The following is a 19721-nucleotide window of genomic DNA, read 5'->3' on the forward strand; positions in this document are numbered from 1 at the left end:
CGATGCCCGCAAGTTCCGCCTCCCTCGCTCCCGCCCCCACCATCACCACCCACTGGCCGCGCATCACCACCCTGTGGCTGTGCGGCGTGCTGGCGGCGATGCAGTTTTCCAAAGTCTCGTTCGCCTTCCAGGCCTTGCAGGCCGCCTATGGCGCCACGCCGGCTGCCATGGGCTGGATTCTGTCCACTGTCGGCATGGTTGGCCTGGTGTTTGGCGTCACCGTCGGGCTGGTGGCGCCGGCCATCGGCTACCGGCGCCTGCTGCTGGCCGGCATGGGCCTGGGCGCGGTGCTGGCCCTGCTGCAGTCGCTGGCGCCGCCGTTGCCGCTGCTCTGGCTGACGCGCTTGTTCGAAGGCGTGTCGCAGCTGGCGGTGGTGGTGGCCGCGCCCACCCTGGTGATGCAGCACAGCGCGCCGCGCCACCGCTCGATCGCCATGGGGCTTTGGAGCACCTTTGTCGGCGTGGCGTTTGCGCTGACCGCGGCCGGCGGCGGCTGGGTGCTGGCGCGCTTCCAGCTCAGCGGCCTGCTGCTGGTACATGCGGTGGGTATGGCGGCGATGTGCGTGGCCGTGCTGTTCCTGGTGCCGGCCGACGGCGCGCGCAGCCAGCCCTGGCCGGCGCTGGCCAGCCTGCCGCAGCTGCATGCGCGCATCTACAGCCAGTGGGCGACGGCGCTGCCCGGTGGCTGCTTCTTCTTCTACACCGCCAGCGCGATTGCCTTGTTGACCTTTGTGCCGCAGCACGCGGGGGCGGACCGGCCTTGGCTGGCCGTGCTGCTGCCGCTGGTCAGCATTGCCGGCACCTTTTCCGCCGGCTGGCTGGCCCAGTCGCTGGTGGCCCCGGCGCGGTTGGTGCGCGCGGCCTTTGCCGGCGTGGCCCTGGCCGGGCTGGCGCTGGGGGCTTGCCTGACGCTGGGTTTGGCGATCGCACCGGTGGCGTTGCTGCTGCTGTACCTGGTGGGCCTGGCCGGCGGGGCCTCGTTCGGGCTGATTCCCTACCTGAGTCCGCTGCCCGCGACTCAGGCCCGCGCCACCGGCGCCGTGGCCCAGCTGGGCAACCTGGGCTCTACCCTGGGTCCGCCGGTGTTTGCCTTGGCGACCATGGCGTTGGGCGCTTGGGGCTTGGTGCTGCCGCTGCTGGGCTTTGCATTGCTGGGCTGTGCCCTGGCCAGCGTGGGCACGCGCCGGCACCAGGCAGCGCTGCAGAAATCTTAGCCAAATCTGCCTCTGGCGCAGGTACTGCTTGCGCAAGCAGCTATAAAATCAATAGCTACTGTGTTTTTACACAGTTTACGGCTATATTCCCCGCATGGCCAAAGACAAAACCATCTACACCTGCAATGAATGCGGCGGCACCACGCCCAAATGGCTGGGCAAGTGCCCGCACTGCCAGGCCTGGAACACGCTGATCGAATCCATCGCCGAGCCGGCCGCGTCCAGCAAGAACAACCGCTTCGCCGCACTCGCCAAGACCGCCGAGGTGATGGCCCTGGCCGACATCGAAGCCAGCGACTTCGAGCGCACGCCCACCGGCCTGGACGAGCTGGACCGGGTGCTGGGCGGCGGCATCGTTGAAGGCGGCGTGGTGCTGATCGGCGGCGACCCGGGCATCGGCAAATCGACCTTGCTGCTGCAGGCGCTGGATGCCTTGCAGCGCTCGGGCCAGAAGACGCTGTACGTGACCGGCGAGGAGAGTGGTGCCCAGGTGGCACTGCGTTCGCGGCGTCTGGGCATCGTCAACAGCCAGGTGCAGGTGCTGGCCGAGATCCAGCTGGAGAAAATCCTCGCCACCCTGCAAACCCACCGGCCGCAGATCGCGGTGATCGACTCGATCCAGACCGTGTATTCGGACCAGCTGACTTCCGCCCCCGGCTCGGTGGCCCAGGTACGCGAATGCGCAGCGCATCTGACGCGCGCCGCCAAGTCCAGCGGCGTGGCCATCGTGCTGGTCGGCCATGTGACCAAGGAAGGCGCTCTCGCCGGCCCGCGCGTGCTGGAGCACATGGTGGACACGGTGCTGTATTTCGAGGGCGACACCCACAGCAGCTTCCGCCTGGTGCGGGCCATCAAGAACCGCTTTGGCGCGGTCAACGAGATCGGCGTGTTCGCCATGACCGAGCACGGCCTGAAGGGCGTGAGCAACCCCAGCGCCATCTTCCTGAGCCAGCACCCCGAGCCGGTGCCCGGCAGCTGCGTGATGGTGACGCTGGAGGGTACGCGGCCGCTGCTGGTGGAGATCCAGGCGCTGGTCGACAGCGGCGGCCCCAGCCCGCGCCGCCTGAGTGTGGGGCTGGACAAGGACCGGCTGGCGATGCTGCTGGCCGTGCTGCACCGCCACGCCGGCATTGCCTGCATGGACCAGGACGTGTTCGTCAACGCCGTCGGCGGCGTGCGCATCAGCGAGCCCGCGGCCGACTTGGCGGTGCTGCTGGCCATCACCTCCAGTCTGCGCGGCAAGCCGCTGCCCAAGGGCTTTATCGCTTTTGGCGAAGTCGGACTGGCTGGCGAGGTACGGCCCGCGCCGCGCGGCCAGGAGCGGCTGAAAGAAGCCGCCAAGCTGGGTTTCAGCGTGGCCATCGTGCCCAAGGCGAATGCGCCCAAGAAACCCATCGAGGGCCTGACCATCCACGCGGTGGAGCGGGTCGAGCAGGCGATGGAGGTGGTGCGCGGCCTGGCTTGAGGTGCGCTGGCCGAGGCTGCGAAAATACCGGGATGCAAATTCAAAAAATCCTGGTTCCCGTCGGCGTTGTGCTGCTGTTGGTGGTGGCTTACCGTGAATATTCCTGGGCTGGTGTGGCGATGGCGCTGAGCCTGGTCGTCACCTGGATACTGCTGCACTTCACCCGCATGCTGCAGGTGATGAAGCGCGCCACGAATCGGCCCATAGGCTCGGTGGCCAGCGCGGTGATGCTGAACGCCAAGCTGAAACCCGGCGTGACCCTGCTGCACGTGGTGGCCATGACCAAGTCGCTAGGCTTGTTGCAGTCGCCCAAGGACAGCCAGCCCGAGTTCTACCGCTGGACCGACGGCACGCAATCGCATGTCACCTGCGAGTTCAAGGACGGCAAATTGGTCCAATGGACGCTGGAGCGCCCGGTCCAGCCCGACACCGACAGCCCCGTCTCCGGCGCCTGAGCAGCCCGTAAAATCTCCCCCACCCCACCTAAAGCCCAAGGAAACGCAATGTCCCCGCAACCCCCTTCGATGTCTGACCGCGACGGCAAAATCTGGATGGACGGCCAGATGGTCGAATGGCGCGATGCCAAGATCCACGTGCTGACGCACACCTTGCACTACGGCTGCGGCGCGTTCGAAGGCGTGCGGGCCTACAACACGGTCAACGGCCCGGCGATCTTCCGCCTGCAGGAGCACACCGAACGCCTGTTCAACAGCGCCAAGATCCTGCGCATGAAGATCCCGTTCACCCAGGAACAGGTGAACGAAGCGCAATGCGCGGTGATCCGTGAAAACAAGCTCGAATCCGGCTACCTGCGCCCGCTGACCTGGATCGGCGACAAGAAGCTGGGCGTCTCGCCCAAGGGCAATACCGTGCACCTGATGGTCGCCGCCTGGCCCTGGGGCGCGTACCTGGGCGAAGAAGGCATGCAGCGCGGCATCCGCGTGAAGATCAGCAGCTACACCCGCCACCACGTCAATATCACCATGACCCAGGCCAAGGCGGTGAGCAACTACACCAACTCCATCCTGGCCAATATGGAAGCCACCGACGACGGCTACGACGAAGCCATGCTGCTCGACGCCAATGGCTTTGTGTCCGAAGGCGCAGGCGAGAACCTGTTCGTGGTCAAGGGCGGCGTGGTCTACACCCCCGATCTGTCGGCCGGCGCGCTGAATGGCATCACCCGCAACACCGTGTTCCACATCTGCAAGGACCTGGGTCTGGAAGTGGTGCAAAAGCGCATCACCCGCGACGAGGTCTATATTTCCGACGAGGCCTTCTTCACTGGCACCGCCGCCGAAGTCACGCCGATCCGTGAACTCGACCGCATCGAGCTGGGCAGCGGTTCGCGCGGCCCGATCACCGAAAAAATCCAGTCGGCCTTCTTTGACATCGTCAACGGCCGCAACCCCAAATACGCCCACTGGCTGACGAAGGTTTCCGCATGAGCAACGCCAACATCGAACTCCTGGCCAAAGACCTGAACCCCCAAGGCGGCGTGTTCTGCCCCAGCCCCAAGGCCGACATGAAGCTGTGGAACAGCCACCCCAAGGTCTACCTGGACGTGGCCCACACCGGCTCGGCCAAGTGCCCGTACTGCGGCACGGTCTACGCGCTGAAAGCCGGCGAACACTTCGGCGGTGGCCACTAACTCCCTGGTCATCGCCCCCCAATGGATTGGGGACGCGGTGATGACCGAGCCGCTGATGCGCCGGCTGCAGGCGCGCGGCGAGCGGCTGACCGTCGGCGCGCTGCCCTGGGTGGCGCCGGTCTACCGGGCCATGCCGCAGGTGGCCGAGGTCATCGACTTTCCGTTCCAGCACGGTGGCCTGCAGTGGCAGGCGCGGCGCGCGATGGCGGCCCAGCTCAAGGCCCGCTTCGACGCCGCCTATGTGCTGCCGAACTCGCTGAAGAGCGCGCTGATCCCGTTTTTGGCGCGCATTCCGCGCCGCGTCGGCTACTTGGGCGAGGCCCGTCTGGGCCTGTTGACCCAGCGGCTGAAGAACCCGCCGCGCGACGAGCGCCCGCCGATGGTGGCGTTTTATTCCGCGCTCAGTGGCGAGTCCGGCCTGGAGCAGGACCGGCCGCAGCTGCAGATGGACGCCCAGGTGGTGGCCCAGGCGCTGGCCGATTTAGGCCTGCAGCGCGGCGGCTATGTGGTATTTGCACCGGGTGCCGAGTACGGCCCGGCCAAGCGCTGGCCGGCCGCGCACTTTGCGGCGCTGGCCCAGCAGCTCGATGTGCCGGTGGTTTTGCTGGGCTCGGGCAAGGAGCGCGCTTTGTGCGAAGAGATCGCCGCGCCGGTCAACGCTGCGCGCCCTGGTTGGGCCTTGAACTTTGCGGGAAAAACGACTCTGGAGCAGGCCCTGTCTGCGATAGCAGCTACGAAAAGCATAGTAAGCAATGATTCCGGCCTGATGCATGTGGCGGCGGCCTTCGGCGTGCCCCAGGTGGCGGTGTTCGGCTCCAGCAGCCCGTTGCACACCCCGCCGCTGAACGACCGCGCCCAGGTGCTGTGGCTGAAAAACGATCCGGCCTACCAGCCGCCGCTGGACTGCGCGCCCTGCTTCCAGCGGACCTGCCCGCTTGGGCATACGCGCTGCCTGGTGGATGTGACGCCGCAACGGGTGCTGGCCGCCCTGGCTTGAAGCTTGCGTAGGTTTGCATAGCGGCCACGGCCGAATTGCAATATCCTGCGGCCAAATCGGTAGTTTCGCACCGTGCGTTGGCCGAAGAAATGTTACATTGCGCGGCTGCAGCGCTTTCGACATCGGCTGCATCGATGCCCAGACGTATACCGGGCGGATCGCAGAAAAACACGGACACGCGCCACACACCGATGACCGCCAAGAACCAAACCCCGATCCTGCAGCATCTGGTGGATATTACCGGCCACCGCGACCACTCGCGGCTGGAGTTGTCGGTGGTTTCGGCGCTGCGCCAGCTGATGGACATCCGCCGCGTCCGCAAGCTTGAGTTTTCCACCCACAACGGCGCAACCTCGGTGCGCCCCATGCTGCTGCTCGACGAAGGCCAGGTGCTGGCCGAGAGCGAACACGCAGGCCCCGAGCACGGCGAGCCCCTCAGCGCCTACCCCGAGCTGCTGGACTGCATCGAAGAAAACACCAACAGCACCCAGCGCATCGACGCCGATGGCACGGTGACCCTGTGGCTGCCGGTGCGGCTGGACCAGAAGGTGGTGTCCTGCATCGAGATCACCAACGACAAGGCCTATAGCGCCCAGACCATCGAGGTGATCCACGGCATCATCGAGGTCTACCGCAACTACCAAAGCCTGCTGGACTACAGCGAGCGCGACGCGCTGACCGGCCTGTTCAACCGCAAGACCTTTGACGAGCAGTTCGCCCGCTATGCGCGCGGCAGCACGCCGCCTGGCGAGCGGCGCGGTGCCGACACCCAGTGGTTGGCGGTGGTGGACATCGACCATTTCAAGCAGGTCAACGACCGCTTCGGCCATGTGTACGGCGACGAGGTACTGATCCTAGTGGCCAATCTGCTGCGCTCCTCGTTCCGCGCCAACGACCGCATCTTCCGCTTTGGCGGCGAGGAATTCGTGGTGCTGCTGCGTTCGGCCGACCTGGACAGTGCGCGCAGCATCTTCGAGCGCTTCCGCCAGAACATCGAGGAGTACGACTTTCCCCAGGTGGGCCGCGTCACCGTCAGCGTGGGCTTTACCGGTACCAGCCAGGGCGCGCCGGTGGAGATCCTCGGCCATGCCGACCAGGCGCTGTACTACGCCAAGCAGCATGGCCGCAACCAGGTCTGCTTCTACGAAGAGCTGATGTCCAGCGGCGCCCTGCAGGTCGCCGACGTGGCACACAACGACGTCGAGCTGTTCTAGCACACCGCTGTCTGCCCGGTACGGGGCATTGCGGGTACGCTCATGGCAGTATCGAGATGGAAAAGATGGGATGCCTTCAAGAATGAGAATACTTGCCTTTCCTTACCGGGGGATTGCGTACAACGATGGGTTTTACGATGCGCTCAGCGCCCAAGGGGCGGAGGTCATCAGCGGTGAATGGGCTGGCAAATGGCTGCTGCAAAACCTCCGAAAGCAAGATGCCGTACATATCCATTGGCCGTCTTTTCTGTATGCATCGTCAGGCACATCAGGTGCTGTTCTGGCTTCCTTTCTAAGATTTGTCGTACTGCTTGCCGTCATGCGGATGCGGACGAAGAAGATCTACTGGACTGCCCACAACCTCATGCCGCATGACCGCTGTGTCTTGCCATGGTTGGATACGCTGGCCCGGCATTGCATGATCGCAATGGTGTCCAAGATTTTTGTGCATGGGGCCTCTGCGCAAAAGGTTTTGGTGGACCGCTTTCCGCGTGCAGCACCTAAATGCATCACCATCCCCCACGGAAACTGGATCGGCCATTACCCACCAGAGCAAACCCGGGAAACGGCGCGGGCGGCATTGGGGTTGCCCCCGGATGCGTTCATTTATCTATTTTTTGGACAATGCAAGCCGTATAAGAATCTGGATGGCTTGATGCGGATTTTCTTGAAGCAAGCCTCCCGCAACGATGTGCTTTTGGTCGCCGGAGGGTTTTCGGACAAGCAATACCTCGCTTCTATCCGGGAGATAGCCGGCAATGACGCCAGAATCAGGCTCGATGCGCGTTTTATTCCCAATGAAGAGGTTTCATCGTATGTGATGGCCAGTGATGCCATGTGTGTGCCCTACCGGGAGATACTGACCTCGGGCACTGCGATGCTGGCATTGGGCTTTGGCAAGCCCGTGATCTCCATCAACCGTGGATTTCTCCGCGATGTCATTCCGTCCCAGGCGGGGATACTGATCGAACCCGACAATGCAGAGCAGCTTGCACAGGCGCTACGCACAATCCAGGAAAAGCCTTGGCAGAGCGACGCAATCATCCGCCATGCAAAGCAATTTACCTACGAAGACGCTGCCGCTATTTTCCTGAAAGAAGCAGCTTCTTAAACGTCCAAGCGATTGGTTTTAGCAGGCTTGGGGCGTCACTCCAGCACGGTGCGCCCATTGACGGCTTGTACAGGCCGGTTGTTCGGGTGGTGCATAACGTGGGTAAATGCCTCGATCTGTTCGGCGGAAGCCGAGACCGGGGCTTTCATCACCAGCCAGCGCACGCCCTCGGAGCAGGGCGGCGTGGTCAGCGAGCCACTGAAGCGGTAGTAGGCGCGGTTGGCCGGCAGCAGGCCGGCGGCGGCGAAGGCTTGTGGCAAGGCCATCTTGGCGCCGGCCTCGGTCGGCATCAGTGGCCAGATCTTGGCCAAGGCCTTGTTGGCCGCGCCCTCGCGGAACATAACCGCCACCACCGCCAGGTTGCCATCCTTGTCGGCGTGCACCAGATGTCCTTCCAGGGCGTAGGATTTGCCGCGGATCTGGTTTTCGCTGGGCGCATGGAAGTGGAACTGCTTCAGCTCGAAGACGGTGCCGTCCAGGGTGATGCTGCTGCCTGGTGCGTAGTTCACCTGCACGGTGTGGCCGTTATTGAGTATTTCGGTGCCGCCGGCCTGATAGGCGAAGTGGATCGGCTTGAGCTGCGCATGGATGAAGCCGACCAGATTGATGGGCGACTGGTTCCTGCCCGCACAGGTCGCGTTTTCCGGTGTGAGCCGGGCCCACTCCGCAGGGCCGTCTTCACCGGCGTAGGACCAGTGCGGCACATCGGCCGCCCATGCACCCATGCAGGCCCACAGGACGCTGCCCACTACAACGGAAGTCCAGGTTTTGCGCATTGTTTGCTCCAGAAAATGATGGATACCAAAGAATTGCAGGGGCGGCATTTGGCCGGTCCATGGCATTTTTTCAGCCGTAAATGTAACGGGTTGTTCGTGGGTTTTGGGGCTGCGCGCCAAGGTTTACAAAGCCTTTAACATCGTGGCCCGATACCGCCCGATGCGTGCCCACCTTCCCATCCCGTAAGCCATGTTCTCCATCCGCCGCTACCAAGACTCCGACTGGCCCGCCATCTGGGCCTTGCTGCACGCCACCTTCCAGACCGGCGATACCTATGCCTACGCGCCGGACAGCAGCGAGGCCGCCATCCACACCGCCTGGGTCGAGCTGCCTATGGCCACTTATGTGGCCTGCGCACCCGATGGGCAGCTGCTGGGCACCTATGTGCTGAAGCAGAACCAGCCAGGCCTGGGCGCGCATGTGTCCAACTGCGGCTACGTGGTGGCACCGGCGGCGCAAGGACAGGGCGTGGCTTCGGCCATGTGCGAGCATTCGCAGCAGGAGGCCCGGGCCATGGGTTTTCTGGCCATGCAGTTCAACCTGGTGGTCGCCACCAACCAGCGGGCGGTGCGGCTGTGGCAGCACCTGGGCTTTGCGGTCGTGGGCCGGCTGCCACGCGCCTTCCGGCACCAGCGGCTGGGTCTGGTCGATGCGCTGGTGATGTACAAGGAACTCGGTGTTTAGTTTTTGCTATTGTTTATGTAGCTACTGGCGCAGGTAGTTCCTGCGCCAGAGGCCTGTTTAGCCCTTGGTGTTATCGCTTTCGACCCGGTTGCGGCCCGCGCTCTTGGCGGCATACAGCGCCTGGTCGGCCCGGTGCAGCACGGCCTGCCACTGCGTGTCCTGGGGGTGGGCCATGGCCACGCCCATGCTGGCCGAGACCGGCACGCGCTGGCCCTGGTGCTCGCAGACCAGGGTGGCGATGCCCTGGCGCAGGCGGTCCGCCACCTGCAGGGCCTCGGCGCTGCTGACCTCGGGCAGATACAGCACGAATTCCTCGCCGCCATAGCGGGCAAACGCGTCGTGCTCGCGCAGCATGCCTTGCACATACTGGGCGCAGGCGACCAGCACCTCGTCGCCGGTGGCATGGCCAAAGCGGTCGTTGATTTGCTTGAAGTGGTCCAGGTCGATCAGCACCAGGGCCGCGTCCGCGCCGGGCTGCGGCGGCAGCTGCGACAAAAACCAGCGCCGGTTGCCCACGCCGGTCAGCGGGTCGGTCTGGGCCATGCGCTGCAGGCGCCGCTGCGAACGTTCGTTGACCAGGGTGACGGTCAGCAAGGCCATGCCGAAGTTGCACAGGATTTCGATGAAGAACACCTCGGCCACGTTCACCAGCCAGTCGCTGCCGCTGAGCAGGCCGGCCAGCCGCACCGCGTAGAACAGCGCGCCCAGGCCCATGCAAATGGCCAGCGGCCTGCGTGAGGGCAGCGGTTCGATGCGGGCGTTGCGCAGCACCCGGTAGCCGGCCACCGCCAGGGCCAGGCTGGCGAACACGTAGTAGACCGCGCCGCGCAGCATGGGGTCGTAAGGGAAGCCGCTGGCGATGCCCACCAGGGACAGCCCCAGCGGCAGCACCAGTACCAGCCGGTTCTGCTGCCAGCGCCGGCGGCCGGCCAGCTCGATAAAGCCCGCCCACAGCAGGCTGTAACCCAGCGCGGCAAAGAGCATGGTGGCGTGGGGCCGCACCAGGGCCGGCAACTCGATGTGGCCGGCATGCGCGCTGGACGCGGTGAAGGTGTAGGCGGCGGCCAGGAAGGCAAATGCCAAGGCCAGCAGGCCCAGGCCGCGGGTGCCCGACGACTGCCGGCGCAGCTGTACAAACACCAGGGCCCCGAGCATGAACGAGGTCTGGTGCAGGAACAGCACGGTGGGCAAATGGATGTCTAACGCCATGGAAACTTTTCAAGCGGGGTTTTTCTAGCCCCCGATTGTGGTTCACAAAAATGACGTATCCGGGCGGGCTGTCGCCAGGCGCAACCCCCGTCAGCTATGCTTTATATAGCTGGTGGCGCTGATGGAATAAGCGCCAGAGGCCGATTTGGCTCTGACGCTGCGGCCTGGGTCAGGCCAGGCGCTGGTCGGTGGACGGGCGCTTCCACAGGTTGATGCCGCCGTCCACCGCGTGCTGGTCGATGGCGGCCAGCTCTTCGGCCGAGAAGCTGGGCTGCTTGAGCGCACCGACCAGCTCCACGATCTGCTCGGGCCGGCTGGCGCCGATCAGGGCCGAGGTCACACGCGGGTCGCGCAGCACCCAGGCGATGGCCATCTGCGCCAGGCTCTGGCCGCGGGCCAGGGCCATCTCGTTCAGTGCGCGCACATGGGCCAGGTTCTGCGGGCTCAGGTGCTCGCTCTTGAACGAGCCGCCGCCGGGCTGGTTGATGCGGGCGCTGGCCGGGATGCCGTTCAGGTATTTGTCGGTCAGCAGGCCCTGGGCCAGCGCGCTGAAGGCGATGCAGCCCATGCCGTTGTCTTCCAAAGCGTCCAGCAGCTCTTCCTCGATCCAGCGGTTCATCATGCTGTACGACGGCTGGTGGATCAGGCAGGGCACGCCCATCTGCTTCAGGATGGCCGCGGCTTCGCGGGTCTTGCCGGCCGAATAGCTGGAGATGCCGACGTACAGCGCCTTGCCCTGCTGCACGGCCGTGGCCAGCGCGCCCATGGTTTCTTCCAGCGGGGTATCGGGGTCGAAGCGGTGCGAGTAGAAGATGTCCACATAGTCCAGGCCCATGCGTTTCAGGCTTTGGTCCAGGCTGGACAGCACGTATTTGCGGCCACCGCCACCCTGGCCGTAGGGGCCGGGCCACATGTCGTAGCCGGCCTTGCTGGAGATCACCAGCTCGTCGCGGTAGGGCTTGAAGTCGCGGCGCATGTGCTCGCCGAAATTGGCTTCGGCGCTGCCGTAGGGCGGGCCGTAGTTGTTGGCCAAGTCGAAATGGGTGATGCCGTGGTCAAAGGCCGTGGTCAGCATCGCGCGCTGGGTGGCCATGGGCGTGGTGTCGCCAAAGTTGTGCCACAGGCCCAGGGTGATGGCGGGCAGTTTCAGGCCGCTGGTGCCGGTGCGGCGGTAGGGCATCTTGTCGGCGTAGCGGTCGGCAGCGGCGTGGTAGCTCATGTCTTGTTGTCTCCAGGGGAATAAGGGGGTGCGCAAGGCATTCTAGGGAACAACGCCGCCCTTTGTGCGCTGTCCGCACTATCCCCCACAGCGCGGATTCAGCAGGGCAGCTCAATCACAAAACAGGCGCCGCCGCCGTCGCGGCCTTCGCAGCGCACGCTGCCGCCATGCCGCTCGGCGATGGACTTGACCAAGGCCAGGCCCAGGCCGACGCCGCCGTCGCGTTCGCTGGCGCCGGGCAGGCGGTAGAAGGGCTCGAAGATGCGTTCGCGCAGCTCGACCGGCACGCCCGGGCCGTGGTCGAACACCCGCAGCACCGCAAACGCCCCGCGCTGCTGCAGGCTGACGCTGACCTCGCCGCTGGTGTAGCGGCGCGCGTTTTCCAGCAGGTTGCGGATGGCCCGGCGCAGCAGCTTGGCCACGCCTTGCACCACAAAGGCCTGCTCGGCGTCGTCCTCGCCGCTGCCGACCTCAAGGGCCGCGTCCAGCCGCGCGCATTCTTCGGCGGCCAGGCCGATCAGGTCGACTTCTTCCACCGTGCCCAGGTCGGCCTCCTTGGCGTCCAGCCGGCTGGCCAGCAGGATTTCGTCGACCAGCTGGTCGAGCTCGGCGATGTTGCGGTTGATCTCGTTCTTGAAGCTGGGCGAGGGCGAGGAGCCCATCAGCTCGATGCCCATGCGGATGCGCGTCAGCGGCGAGCGCAGCTCGTGCGAGGCATTCGCCAGCAGCGATTTTTGCGACTGGAGCAGGGTCTTGTGGGAGGCCACCAGGGTTTCGATGCGCTCGGCCGCGGTGTTGAAGCGCTGCGCCAGCAGGCCGGCTTCGTCGCGCCCGTGTATCGGCACGCGCACCGACAGATCGCCTGCGCCCCATTGCTCGACGCTGCGCTGCAGCGACTCGAGCCGCCGGGTCAGCCGGCGGATGATGGGGTACATGGCCAGCGCCATCGCCAGGCCGACCAGGCCCAGGGTCCAGAAGAAGCCGAACGGCGGCTTCATCCACCAGGTGCGCTCGGGGCGGGGCAGGTGGATCAGCACCCGCTGGCCGTCGTGCATGCGGACCACGAATTCCGGGCCGCGGATGACGGTGCCGTCGGCGATCGGCGGCGGTAGCTCGGCCAGGTCGTCGGGGCCGTCCGGCGCTACCGGGGCGCTGGCAGGGGGCGCAATCTGCACGCCATCGGGCGAGATGCGCAGCTGCCGGGTCGTGCCCTTGCCGATGATTTCACCCGCCTTGTTGCGTATCACCAGTTCGTGCAGCGGCGGGTCGGAGGCCACGCGCCAGGCCCAGCCGACCAGCAGGGTCAGCACCGCCACGGCCAGCAAGACTGCCAGCCAGATGCGCACGTACAGGCGCTGTAGCAGCGCGGGGAGAGTGGGTTGCATACAGCGTGTTATTCCATTTCCAGTTACACCCAAGTGTAGACAAGGGAATGGGGGAAACCGGCGTGGAATCAATCCTGCTGTTTGGCGAACACGTAGCCGGCGCCGCGCACGGTGACGATGCGGCGTGGGTTTTTGGGATCGGCCTCGATGGCGGCGCGGATGCGGCCCATGTGCACGTCGATGGAGCGGTCAAAGGCTTCGAGTTCGCGGCCGCGCACGGCTTCCATGATCTGGTCGCGGGTCAGCACCCGGCCGGCGCGCTCGGCCAGCGTGACCAGCAGGTCGAACTGGTAGGCCGTCAGATCGCAGGGCTGGCCGCCGACGGACACCGAGCGCGCGTCGCGGTCGATCTCCAGCGTGCCGAAGCGCAGCACCTTGTGCGGTGTGGCCGTGCCGTCGATGCGGCGGCGCAGGATGGCGCGGATGCGGGCCAGCAGCTCGCGCGGTTCGAAGGGCTTGGGCAGGTAGTCGTCGGCGCCGAGTTCCAGGCCGATGATGCGGTCCAGCGGGTCGCCCTTGGCGGTCAGCATCAGGATAGGGATCTGCGAGATGTCGCCCGAGGTGGTGCGGATGCGGCGGCAGACCTCCAGGCCGTCCATGTCGGGCAGCATCAGGTCCAGTATCACCAGGTCGGGGGTGCTGGTGCTGGGCTGGCCACCCAGCATGTCGAGCCCGCCATTGGCGGTGGGCGAATGGGCGACGGTAAACCCGGACTGGCCCAGGTATTCGCCGACCATGCCGGCCAGGCGGGTGTCGTCTTCGATCATTAGCAGGTGTGCGCTCATGGGGTGCCAGTCTTGTAGTCAGGTGGAGGAAACAGGGTTGGAGGGGGTTTGTAAAGACGATGGTGCGCCTTTGCAGCCAAGCCCGGTTGAAGCCACCGTAAAGTTAAGTAAAACACTTTACAGAACTGCGCACACCCCCAGGCTACAGTGCTGCGCACTTTTCGCCAACCCCCTTGCTGGGGGCAACACCTGCAGCCTGGCGGAGCCAGTTCTGCGGTGTTTCTGGAAGGCTTGTCTTTCGCCGTGAGGCATGGCGATTCAATGTTTGCTATCTAGTTTATAGCTGCTTGCGCTTATTCTGCTTGCACTGCAGGTGTTTTTACTCTGGATGCCAAAGCCACCAGCAGCAGCACCGGCACGCCCAGCAGCGCGGTCGAGGTGAAGAACTGGCTATAGCCGTAGGCGTCGACAAACTTGCCCGAGAAGCCGGCCAGCCATTTTGGGGCAAGCAGCATCATCGAGCTGAACAGCGCGTACTGGGTGGCCGAGTAGTTCACGTTCGTCAGGCTGGAAAGATAGGCGATGAAGGCCGCCGAGGCAACGCCGCCGGCCAGGTTGTCGGCCGACACCACCCAGATCAGCGCCTGCAGGTCGTGGCCGCGCGTGCCCAGCCAGGCGAACAGCAGGTTGCTGGCGGCGCTGAGCACCGCGCCCAGCATCAGCACCCGCATCACGCCCAGGCGCATCGACAGCACGCCGCCGATGAAGGCGCCCACCAAGGTCATGATGACGCCGAACACCTTGGTCACCGCCGCCACCTCGTCCTTGGTGTAGCCCATGTCCACATAGAACGGATTGGCCATGATGCCCATCACCACGTCGCTGATGCGGTAGGTGGCGATCAGCGCCAGGATCAGCAGGGCCTGGCCGCGGTAGCGGCGCAGAAAGTCGGCAAACGGCTCGACCAGCACCTCGCGCAGCCAGGCCCGGGCATTGCGGGCCGGCGGCAGGATACGGCGCACCGGTTCGCTGGACAGCAGCACCGTCAGCACCCCGACCAGCATGGATGCGGCCATTACCCCGTAGGCGGTCTGCCAGGCGCCCGGCTGGTAGCTGACCACGGCGCCGGCCACTTCGGCCCGGGCGGCAATCCACAGCACGCCGGCGCCGGCCCAGATCATCGCCAGCCGGTAGCCGGTCTGGTAGGCGGCGGCCAGCGCGGCCTGGCGCTCGGTATTGGCCGACTCGATGCGGAATGCGTCCAGCGCAATGTCTTGCGTGGCCGAGCAGAACGCCACCGCCAACGCGCACCAGACGATGCGGTCCAGCGCCAGCTGCGGGTCGCTGCTGGCCATGCCGAACAGGCCGAGCATGATGCCGGCCTGGGCCAGCAGCAGCCAGCTGCGCCGGCGCCCCAGCAGCCGGGTCAGGATGGGAATCGGCAGCCGGTCGACCAGCGGCGCCCAGGCCCATTTGAAGCCGTAGGCCAGGCCCACCCAGCTCAGGTAGCCGATGGTGGTGCGGTCGATACCGGCCTCGCGCAGCCAGAAGCCCAGCGTGCCCAGTACCAGCAGCAGCGGCAGGCCGGCCGAGAAGCCCAGCGACAGCATGCGCAATGTGGCCGGCTCGCGGTAGACCTTCAGGGTGTCAATCCAACGGACGGGGGCAGGGGCATTGGCGGCCAGGGCCGGGGTGTGAGGGTTCATGCGGGAATAATACGTGGAGTATTCAAGGGGGAACCAGGATGGCTGCGATGCGTGGATTAGGACCTGTGGTGTTGGGCATGGCGCTGCTGGCCGCCCCGGCGGCGTGGGCCCGGGATGGCGTGGAGGTCGGCGGCAACTCGGCCTTCTCCAAGCTGGTGCCAGCCGAAAGCGTGGAGCAGACCGCCAAGACCCAGTACCTGCAGACCCTGCAGCAGGCCAAGCAACAAGAGGCCCTGGCGCCGGCGAACCACCCGCAGCTGGTGCGCCTGCGCCGGATTGCCCAGCGCATCATTCCGCACGCCGCGGCCTGGAACCCGCGCGCCCGCGACTGGCAGTGGGAGGTCAACCTCATTGGCAGCAAGCAGATCAACGCCTGGTGCATGCCCGGCGGCAAGATCGCCTTCTACACCGGCATCCTGGAGACGCTGAAGCTCAACGACGACGAGGTGGCTGCCGTGATGGGCCACGAGATCGCCCACGCGCTGCGCGAGCATGCGCGCGAACGCATGGGCAAGTCGGCTGCCACCAATCTGGGCGCCAATCTGCTCAGCCAGCTGCTGGGCGCCGGCCAGTTGGGCCAGACGGTGATCGGCGGCGGCGCACAGCTGCTGAGCCTGCAGTTCAGCCGCGATGACGAAACCGAGGCCGACCTGGTCGGCCTGGAGCTGGCCGCGCGCGCCGGCTTCGACCCGCGTGCCGGCATCACCCTGTGGCAAAAAATGGGCGCCCAGAACAAGGGCGCACCACCCCAGTGGCTCAGCACCCACCCGGCCGGCAAGAACCGCATCGCCGAGATGGAGAAAAACCTGCCCCGGGTAATGCCGCTGTACGAACAGGCGAAGAAGAGCTGAGCCTTCCGCGTTCCTTCCACTACCCCTTCACGGATGCCACCCATGGTCACCTGCTATCTGCGCTACGTCATCGACCCCTACAAGCTCCCCGAGTTTGAGCACTACGGCAAGCTGTGGATTCCGCTGGTCGAAAAGTTCGGCGGCCAGCACCATGGCTATTTTCTGCCGTCGGAAGGGGCGAACAATATTGCGCTGGCGATGTTTACTTTCCCGTCGCTGACCGACTACGAGGTCTACCGCATCGAATCGATGCAAGACCCCGCATGCCAGGCCGCCTTCCGCTACGCCGAGGAGACGCGTTGCATCCTCAGCTACGAGCGCAGCTTCTTTAGGCCGGTATTTGCCTGAGGCCGGTGGCTCGATGCGGCGCTGCTGTATTGACCACATCACCGTCACGGCGCCTACGCTGGATGCAGGTGCCGCGTGGGTACAACAGGCGCTCGGTGTGGCGCCGCACATGGGCGGAGAGCATCCGCGCATGGCGACCCACAATCGGCTGTTGCGGCTGGGCGATGCGCTGTTTCTGGAGGTGATTGCGCCCAATCCGCTGGCGAGCCCACCGGCCCGGCCACGCTGGTTTGCGCTCGATACTTTGCAGCCCGGTACCGAACCGGCCTTGGCGACCTGGGTCGCCCGCAGCCCCGACATCCAGGCGAGCTTAGCCGCATCCACCGAAGCGCTGGGTGCGGTGGAGCCCATGCAGCGCGGCGCTCTGCATTGGCTGATCACCATTCCTGCGGATGGCGCGCTGCCGCTGCAAGGCATTGCGCCTGCCTTGATCGAATGGCAGACGCAGGAACACCCCGCGGCCAAGCTGCCGGATCTGGGCTTGTCGCTGCTTCAGCTCGAGCTACTGCACCCCGAGCCGCAGCGCATTGCGCGGTTGCTGGGCTCGCTGGAGATCGACGACGGCCGGCTGCGGGTGGGCCTGCTCGCGCAGGGGTCACCGCGTCTGGTTGCGCATATCCAGACGCCGCAGGGGCTGCGCCAGTTGCCCCTGCTCAGGTCACCGGCGCCGGGTTGAACAGCACCAGGGCGTTGTGCAGCTTCCAGTGCTCGGCCCAGGTTTTCTTGCGGCCGCTGGCCACGTCCAGCATCAGCTGGAACAGCTCCCAGCCCACGTCTTCGATGCTGCAGCTGCCGTCGGCGATGGTGCCGGCGTTCACGTCCATCAGGTCATGCCAGCGGCGCGCCAGGTCGCTGCGCGTGGCCACCTTGATGACGGGTACCTGGGCCAGGCCGTAGGGCGTGCCGCGTCCCGTGGTGAACACATGCAGGTTCATGCCGGCGGCCAGCTGCAAGGTGCCGCAAATGAAGTCGCTGGCCGGGGTGGCGGCGTAGGTCAGCCCTTTTTGCTTGAGCTTTTCGCCCGGGGCCAGCACGCCGGTGATGGGTACCGAGCCGGACTTGACGATGGAGCCCATGGCCTTTTCGACGATGTTGGACAGGCCGCCCTTTTTGTTGCCCGGCGTGGTGTTGGCGCTGCGGTCCACCTGGCCGCGCTGCAGGTAGGCGTCGTACCAGGCCATTTCCTTGATCATGGCCGCGGCCACTTCGGGCGTGGACGCGCGCGAAGTCAGCTGGTCTATGCCGTCGCGCACCTCGGTGGTTTCCGAGAACATCACGCTGGCGCCGGCGCGCACCAGCAGGTCGGTGCAAAAGCCCACGGCCGGGTTCGCGGTCACGCCCGAGAACGCGTCGCTGCCGCCGCACTGCACGCCGACCACCAGCTCGCTGGCGGGCACGGTTTCGCGGCGGCGCGCGTTCAGTCGTTCCAGGTGCTCCTCGGCCTGGCGCATGATGGATTCGACCATGGACATGAAGCCCACATGGGCGTCGTCCTGCAGACACACCACGTCGAGCTTGGTTTCGGCGCTGGTACCCACATCGGCCACATTGCGCTCGTCGATCAGAGGGATGCTGCCGGGCGGCAGCAGGCGCTCGGGTTGCAGCTTTTCGCAGCCCAGGCTGACCACCATCACCTCGCCGCCGAAGTTCGGGTTCAGGCTGATGTTGCGCAGGGTGCGGATCGGGATGATGGCGTCGGGCGCGTCGATCGCCACGCCGCAGCCGTAGCCGTGCTCCAGCGCCACCACGTCGTCCACGTTGGGGAACTTGGGCAGCAGCTCGGCCTTGATGCGCTGCACCGCAAAGTCGGTGACGCCGGCCACGCACTGCACGGTCTGGGTGATGGCCAGGATGTTGCGCGTGCCCACCGAGCCGTCGGCGTTGCGAAAGCCTTCAAAGCTGTAGCCCTCCAGCGGCGGCAGGGGCTCGGGCTTGACGGTGGCGATGGGCAGGTTGTCCAGCCCGCGCGCGTCGGGCATTTGCAGCAGGCGCTCGTGCACCCAGCTGCCGGCCGGAATGTCTTGCAGCGCGTAGCCGATGGGAATGCCGTAGCGCAACACCGGCGCCTGGGCGGCCAGGTCCACCAGCGCCACCTTGTGGCCTTGTGGCACCCGGTCGCGCAGTACCAGGCCGCTGGGCAGGATGCTGCCAGGTGGCAGGCCGCCGTCGTTGGCCACGATGGCGACGTTGTCGCGCGCATGCATGCGGATGGTGAGCGGGGCCTGGGCGGGGGCGCTGGCGGAAAGTGGGGCGGCGTCGGACATGGGTGTCTCCTTGTGGCCGCAATTATCTGACAACTTGAAAAGTTGTCAAGCAAACTAAGCTGTTGTCAGGGCAGCTGGGTGCTCTCGAAGATCCGCCGTTTGGCGTTCAGGATGTGGATACGGATGGCTTCGGCCGCGTCGCCGGGCGAGCGCCGGGTGATGGCGTCGACGATGGCCTGGTGCTCGGCCTGCGTGGTGCGTACCCGCTCCAGGCTCTTCTTGTCGGTGATGTTGCGGGCCAGCTCGATGAACTGCCGGATCGGCGCCACGCTGGTGTCTATGGTGGTGACGAAGAACGGGTTGTGCGATGCCCGGGCGATCGCCAGGTGGAAGCGCACGTCCTCGTCGGCACCCGAATGGCCGGCTTCCATGGCAGTGTTCAGCGCGTCGAAGGCTTGGCGCAGTGCCTCCAGGTCGGCTTCCTCCCGGAATTCGGCAGCACCCGCGGCCGCGCCCATCTCGATACAGCTGCGGAAGGCGTAGTAGCGCTCGATGTCGGCCAGGCTCTTGATCGGCGTGGCCACCACCACCGGCGAGCCGGGCGCGCGTATCACCGTGCTGCCGGCACCGCGCTTGGAATCGATGATGCCGTCGGAGCGCAGCCGGGCCAGCGCCTCGCGCACCGTGGGCCGCGACACGCCGAACTGGCTGGCCAGCGCGCCCTCGGTGGGCAGCTTGTTGGACGGTGCGAAGTCGCCGCGCAGGATGGACTCGACTACATGGGCGTAGATGCGGTCGGGCAGGGAGCCCACGCCGACGTTGTGCAACAGGGATTCGTTCATGGAGGGCCGGGTGGATGGGCAGTACGGAGGATGCTGGATTCTGACAGGTCTGCCTTGGCTTGTTTAGCAGATTGCGGAGGTTTCTCTAAAGTTGTTTGACATACAAGCGTTATTAAATA

At 65.7% G+C, this 19721-nt stretch carries 20 protein-coding genes; 12 read left to right on the top strand and 8 right to left on the bottom strand.

The features are described 5' to 3' along the window. Positions 1–2 precede the first annotated feature (2 nt). The 8 genes from J2X19_RS18125 (at position 3) to J2X19_RS18160 (ending at position 7652) form a co-directional block, all read left to right on the top strand. A complete protein-coding gene (locus J2X19_RS18125; RefSeq protein WP_310375236.1) occupies positions 3–1214 on the top strand; it encodes an MFS transporter in 1212 nt (403 codons plus the stop codon). A 94-nt stretch (positions 1215–1308) separates the two neighbouring features. Then, on the top strand, positions 1309–2679 hold the full coding sequence (gene radA, locus J2X19_RS18130; protein ID WP_116607528.1) for a DNA repair protein RadA: 1371 nt from the start codon (positions 1309–1311) through the stop codon (positions 2677–2679). Positions 2680–2711: 32 nt separating this feature from the next. Beyond that, positions 2712–3134: a glycerate kinase gene (locus tag J2X19_RS18135; protein WP_116607527.1), complete on the top strand. Its 423-nt coding sequence runs from the start codon at positions 2712–2714 to the stop codon at positions 3132–3134. Between the two features lie 48 nt (positions 3135–3182). Next, complete coding sequence (locus J2X19_RS18140; RefSeq protein WP_310375238.1) at positions 3183–4127, top strand: branched-chain amino acid transaminase; 945 nt, start codon at positions 3183–3185, stop codon at positions 4125–4127. After that, entirely contained in the window at positions 4124–4330 is a 207-nt protein-coding gene (locus tag J2X19_RS18145; protein WP_310375239.1) for a zinc-finger domain-containing protein, read from the top strand. Before J2X19_RS18140 ends, J2X19_RS18145 begins: the two co-directional genes overlap by 4 nt. Continuing rightward, positions 4320–5327: a lipopolysaccharide heptosyltransferase II gene (gene waaF, locus J2X19_RS18150; protein WP_310375240.1), complete on the top strand. Its 1008-nt coding sequence runs from the start codon at positions 4320–4322 to the stop codon at positions 5325–5327. Before J2X19_RS18145 ends, waaF begins: the two co-directional genes overlap by 11 nt. A gap of 191 nt (positions 5328–5518) precedes the next feature. Beyond that, on the top strand, positions 5519–6541 hold the full coding sequence (locus J2X19_RS18155; protein WP_116607523.1) for a GGDEF domain-containing protein: 1023 nt from the start codon (positions 5519–5521) through the stop codon (positions 6539–6541). Positions 6542–6623: 82 nt separating this feature from the next. Then, the gene (locus tag J2X19_RS18160; RefSeq protein ID WP_310375243.1) at positions 6624–7652 is read left to right on the top strand and encodes a glycosyltransferase; all 1029 of its coding nucleotides are present in this window, start codon (positions 6624–6626) and stop codon (positions 7650–7652) included. 35 nt (positions 7653–7687) lie between these two features. Here the strand turns inward: J2X19_RS18160 and J2X19_RS18165 are convergent, their stop codons facing one another. Then, a complete protein-coding gene (locus J2X19_RS18165) occupies positions 7688–8428 on the bottom strand; it encodes a carbonic anhydrase (protein WP_310375244.1) in 741 nt (246 codons plus the stop codon). A 190-nt stretch (positions 8429–8618) separates the two neighbouring features. Here J2X19_RS18165 and J2X19_RS18170 point away from each other — a divergent pair, with 190 nt between their 5' ends. Further along, positions 8619–9113 carry a GNAT family N-acetyltransferase gene (locus J2X19_RS18170; protein ID WP_310375246.1) on the top strand — a complete coding sequence of 165 codons (495 nt, stop codon included), beginning with the start codon at positions 8619–8621 and terminating at the stop codon, positions 9111–9113. A 57-nt stretch (positions 9114–9170) separates the two neighbouring features. Here J2X19_RS18170 and J2X19_RS18175 read toward each other — a convergent pair whose 3' ends face one another. The 5 genes from J2X19_RS18175 to J2X19_RS18195 form a co-directional block, all read right to left on the bottom strand. Beyond that, the gene (locus J2X19_RS18175; protein ID WP_310375248.1) at positions 9171–10322 is read right to left on the bottom strand and encodes a GGDEF domain-containing protein; all 1152 of its coding nucleotides are present in this window, start codon (positions 10320–10322) and stop codon (positions 9171–9173) included. Positions 10323–10491: 169 nt separating this feature from the next. Continuing rightward, a complete protein-coding gene (gene mgrA, locus J2X19_RS18180; RefSeq protein ID WP_116607519.1) occupies positions 10492–11541 on the bottom strand; it encodes an L-glyceraldehyde 3-phosphate reductase in 1050 nt (349 codons plus the stop codon). Positions 11542–11639: 98 nt separating this feature from the next. After that, positions 11640–12926: a sensor histidine kinase gene (locus tag J2X19_RS18185; RefSeq protein ID WP_116607518.1), complete on the bottom strand. Its 1287-nt coding sequence runs from the start codon at positions 12924–12926 to the stop codon at positions 11640–11642. A gap of 68 nt (positions 12927–12994) precedes the next feature. Next, positions 12995–13711 (bottom strand): response regulator transcription factor, encoded by a 717-nt coding sequence (locus J2X19_RS18190; RefSeq protein ID WP_116607517.1) that lies wholly within the window; start codon positions 13709–13711, stop codon positions 12995–12997. Positions 13712–14004: 293 nt separating this feature from the next. Further along, positions 14005–15357 (bottom strand): AmpG family muropeptide MFS transporter, encoded by a 1353-nt coding sequence (locus J2X19_RS18195; protein WP_310375252.1) that lies wholly within the window; start codon positions 15355–15357, stop codon positions 14005–14007. Between the two features lie 38 nt (positions 15358–15395). Here J2X19_RS18195 and J2X19_RS18200 point away from each other — a divergent pair, with 38 nt between their 5' ends. Genes J2X19_RS18200 through J2X19_RS18210 form a run of 3 tightly spaced genes read left to right on the top strand, consistent with a single transcriptional unit; the run spans position 15396 to position 17232 of the window. Next, the gene (locus J2X19_RS18200; protein ID WP_405048686.1) at positions 15396–16208 is read left to right on the top strand and encodes a M48 family metallopeptidase; all 813 of its coding nucleotides are present in this window, start codon (positions 15396–15398) and stop codon (positions 16206–16208) included. Positions 16209–16250: 42 nt separating this feature from the next. Beyond that, entirely contained in the window at positions 16251–16556 is a 306-nt protein-coding gene (locus J2X19_RS18205) for an NIPSNAP family protein (protein ID WP_116607514.1), read from the top strand. 13 nt (positions 16557–16569) lie between these two features. Next, on the top strand, positions 16570–17232 hold the full coding sequence (locus tag J2X19_RS18210) for a VOC family protein (RefSeq protein WP_310375363.1): 663 nt from the start codon (positions 16570–16572) through the stop codon (positions 17230–17232). On the opposite strand, the gene garD is transcribed toward J2X19_RS18210, so the two are convergent. Together garD and J2X19_RS18220 are read right to left on the bottom strand one after the other, a co-directional pair. Then, complete coding sequence (garD, locus tag J2X19_RS18215; RefSeq protein ID WP_310375255.1) at positions 17210–18820, bottom strand: galactarate dehydratase; 1611 nt, start codon at positions 18818–18820, stop codon at positions 17210–17212. The genes J2X19_RS18210 and garD overlap by 23 nt on opposite strands. 65 nt (positions 18821–18885) lie before the next feature. Beyond that, positions 18886–19602, bottom strand: coding sequence for a FadR/GntR family transcriptional regulator (locus tag J2X19_RS18220; protein ID WP_092762056.1), 717 nt, complete (start codon positions 19600–19602; stop codon positions 18886–18888). Positions 19603–19721 lie beyond the last annotated feature (119 nt).

It is taken from the genome of Rhodoferax ferrireducens (assembly GCF_031458075.1).
Lineage (GTDB): Bacteria > Pseudomonadota > Gammaproteobacteria > Burkholderiales > Burkholderiaceae_C > Rhodoferax_B > Rhodoferax_B ferrireducens_A.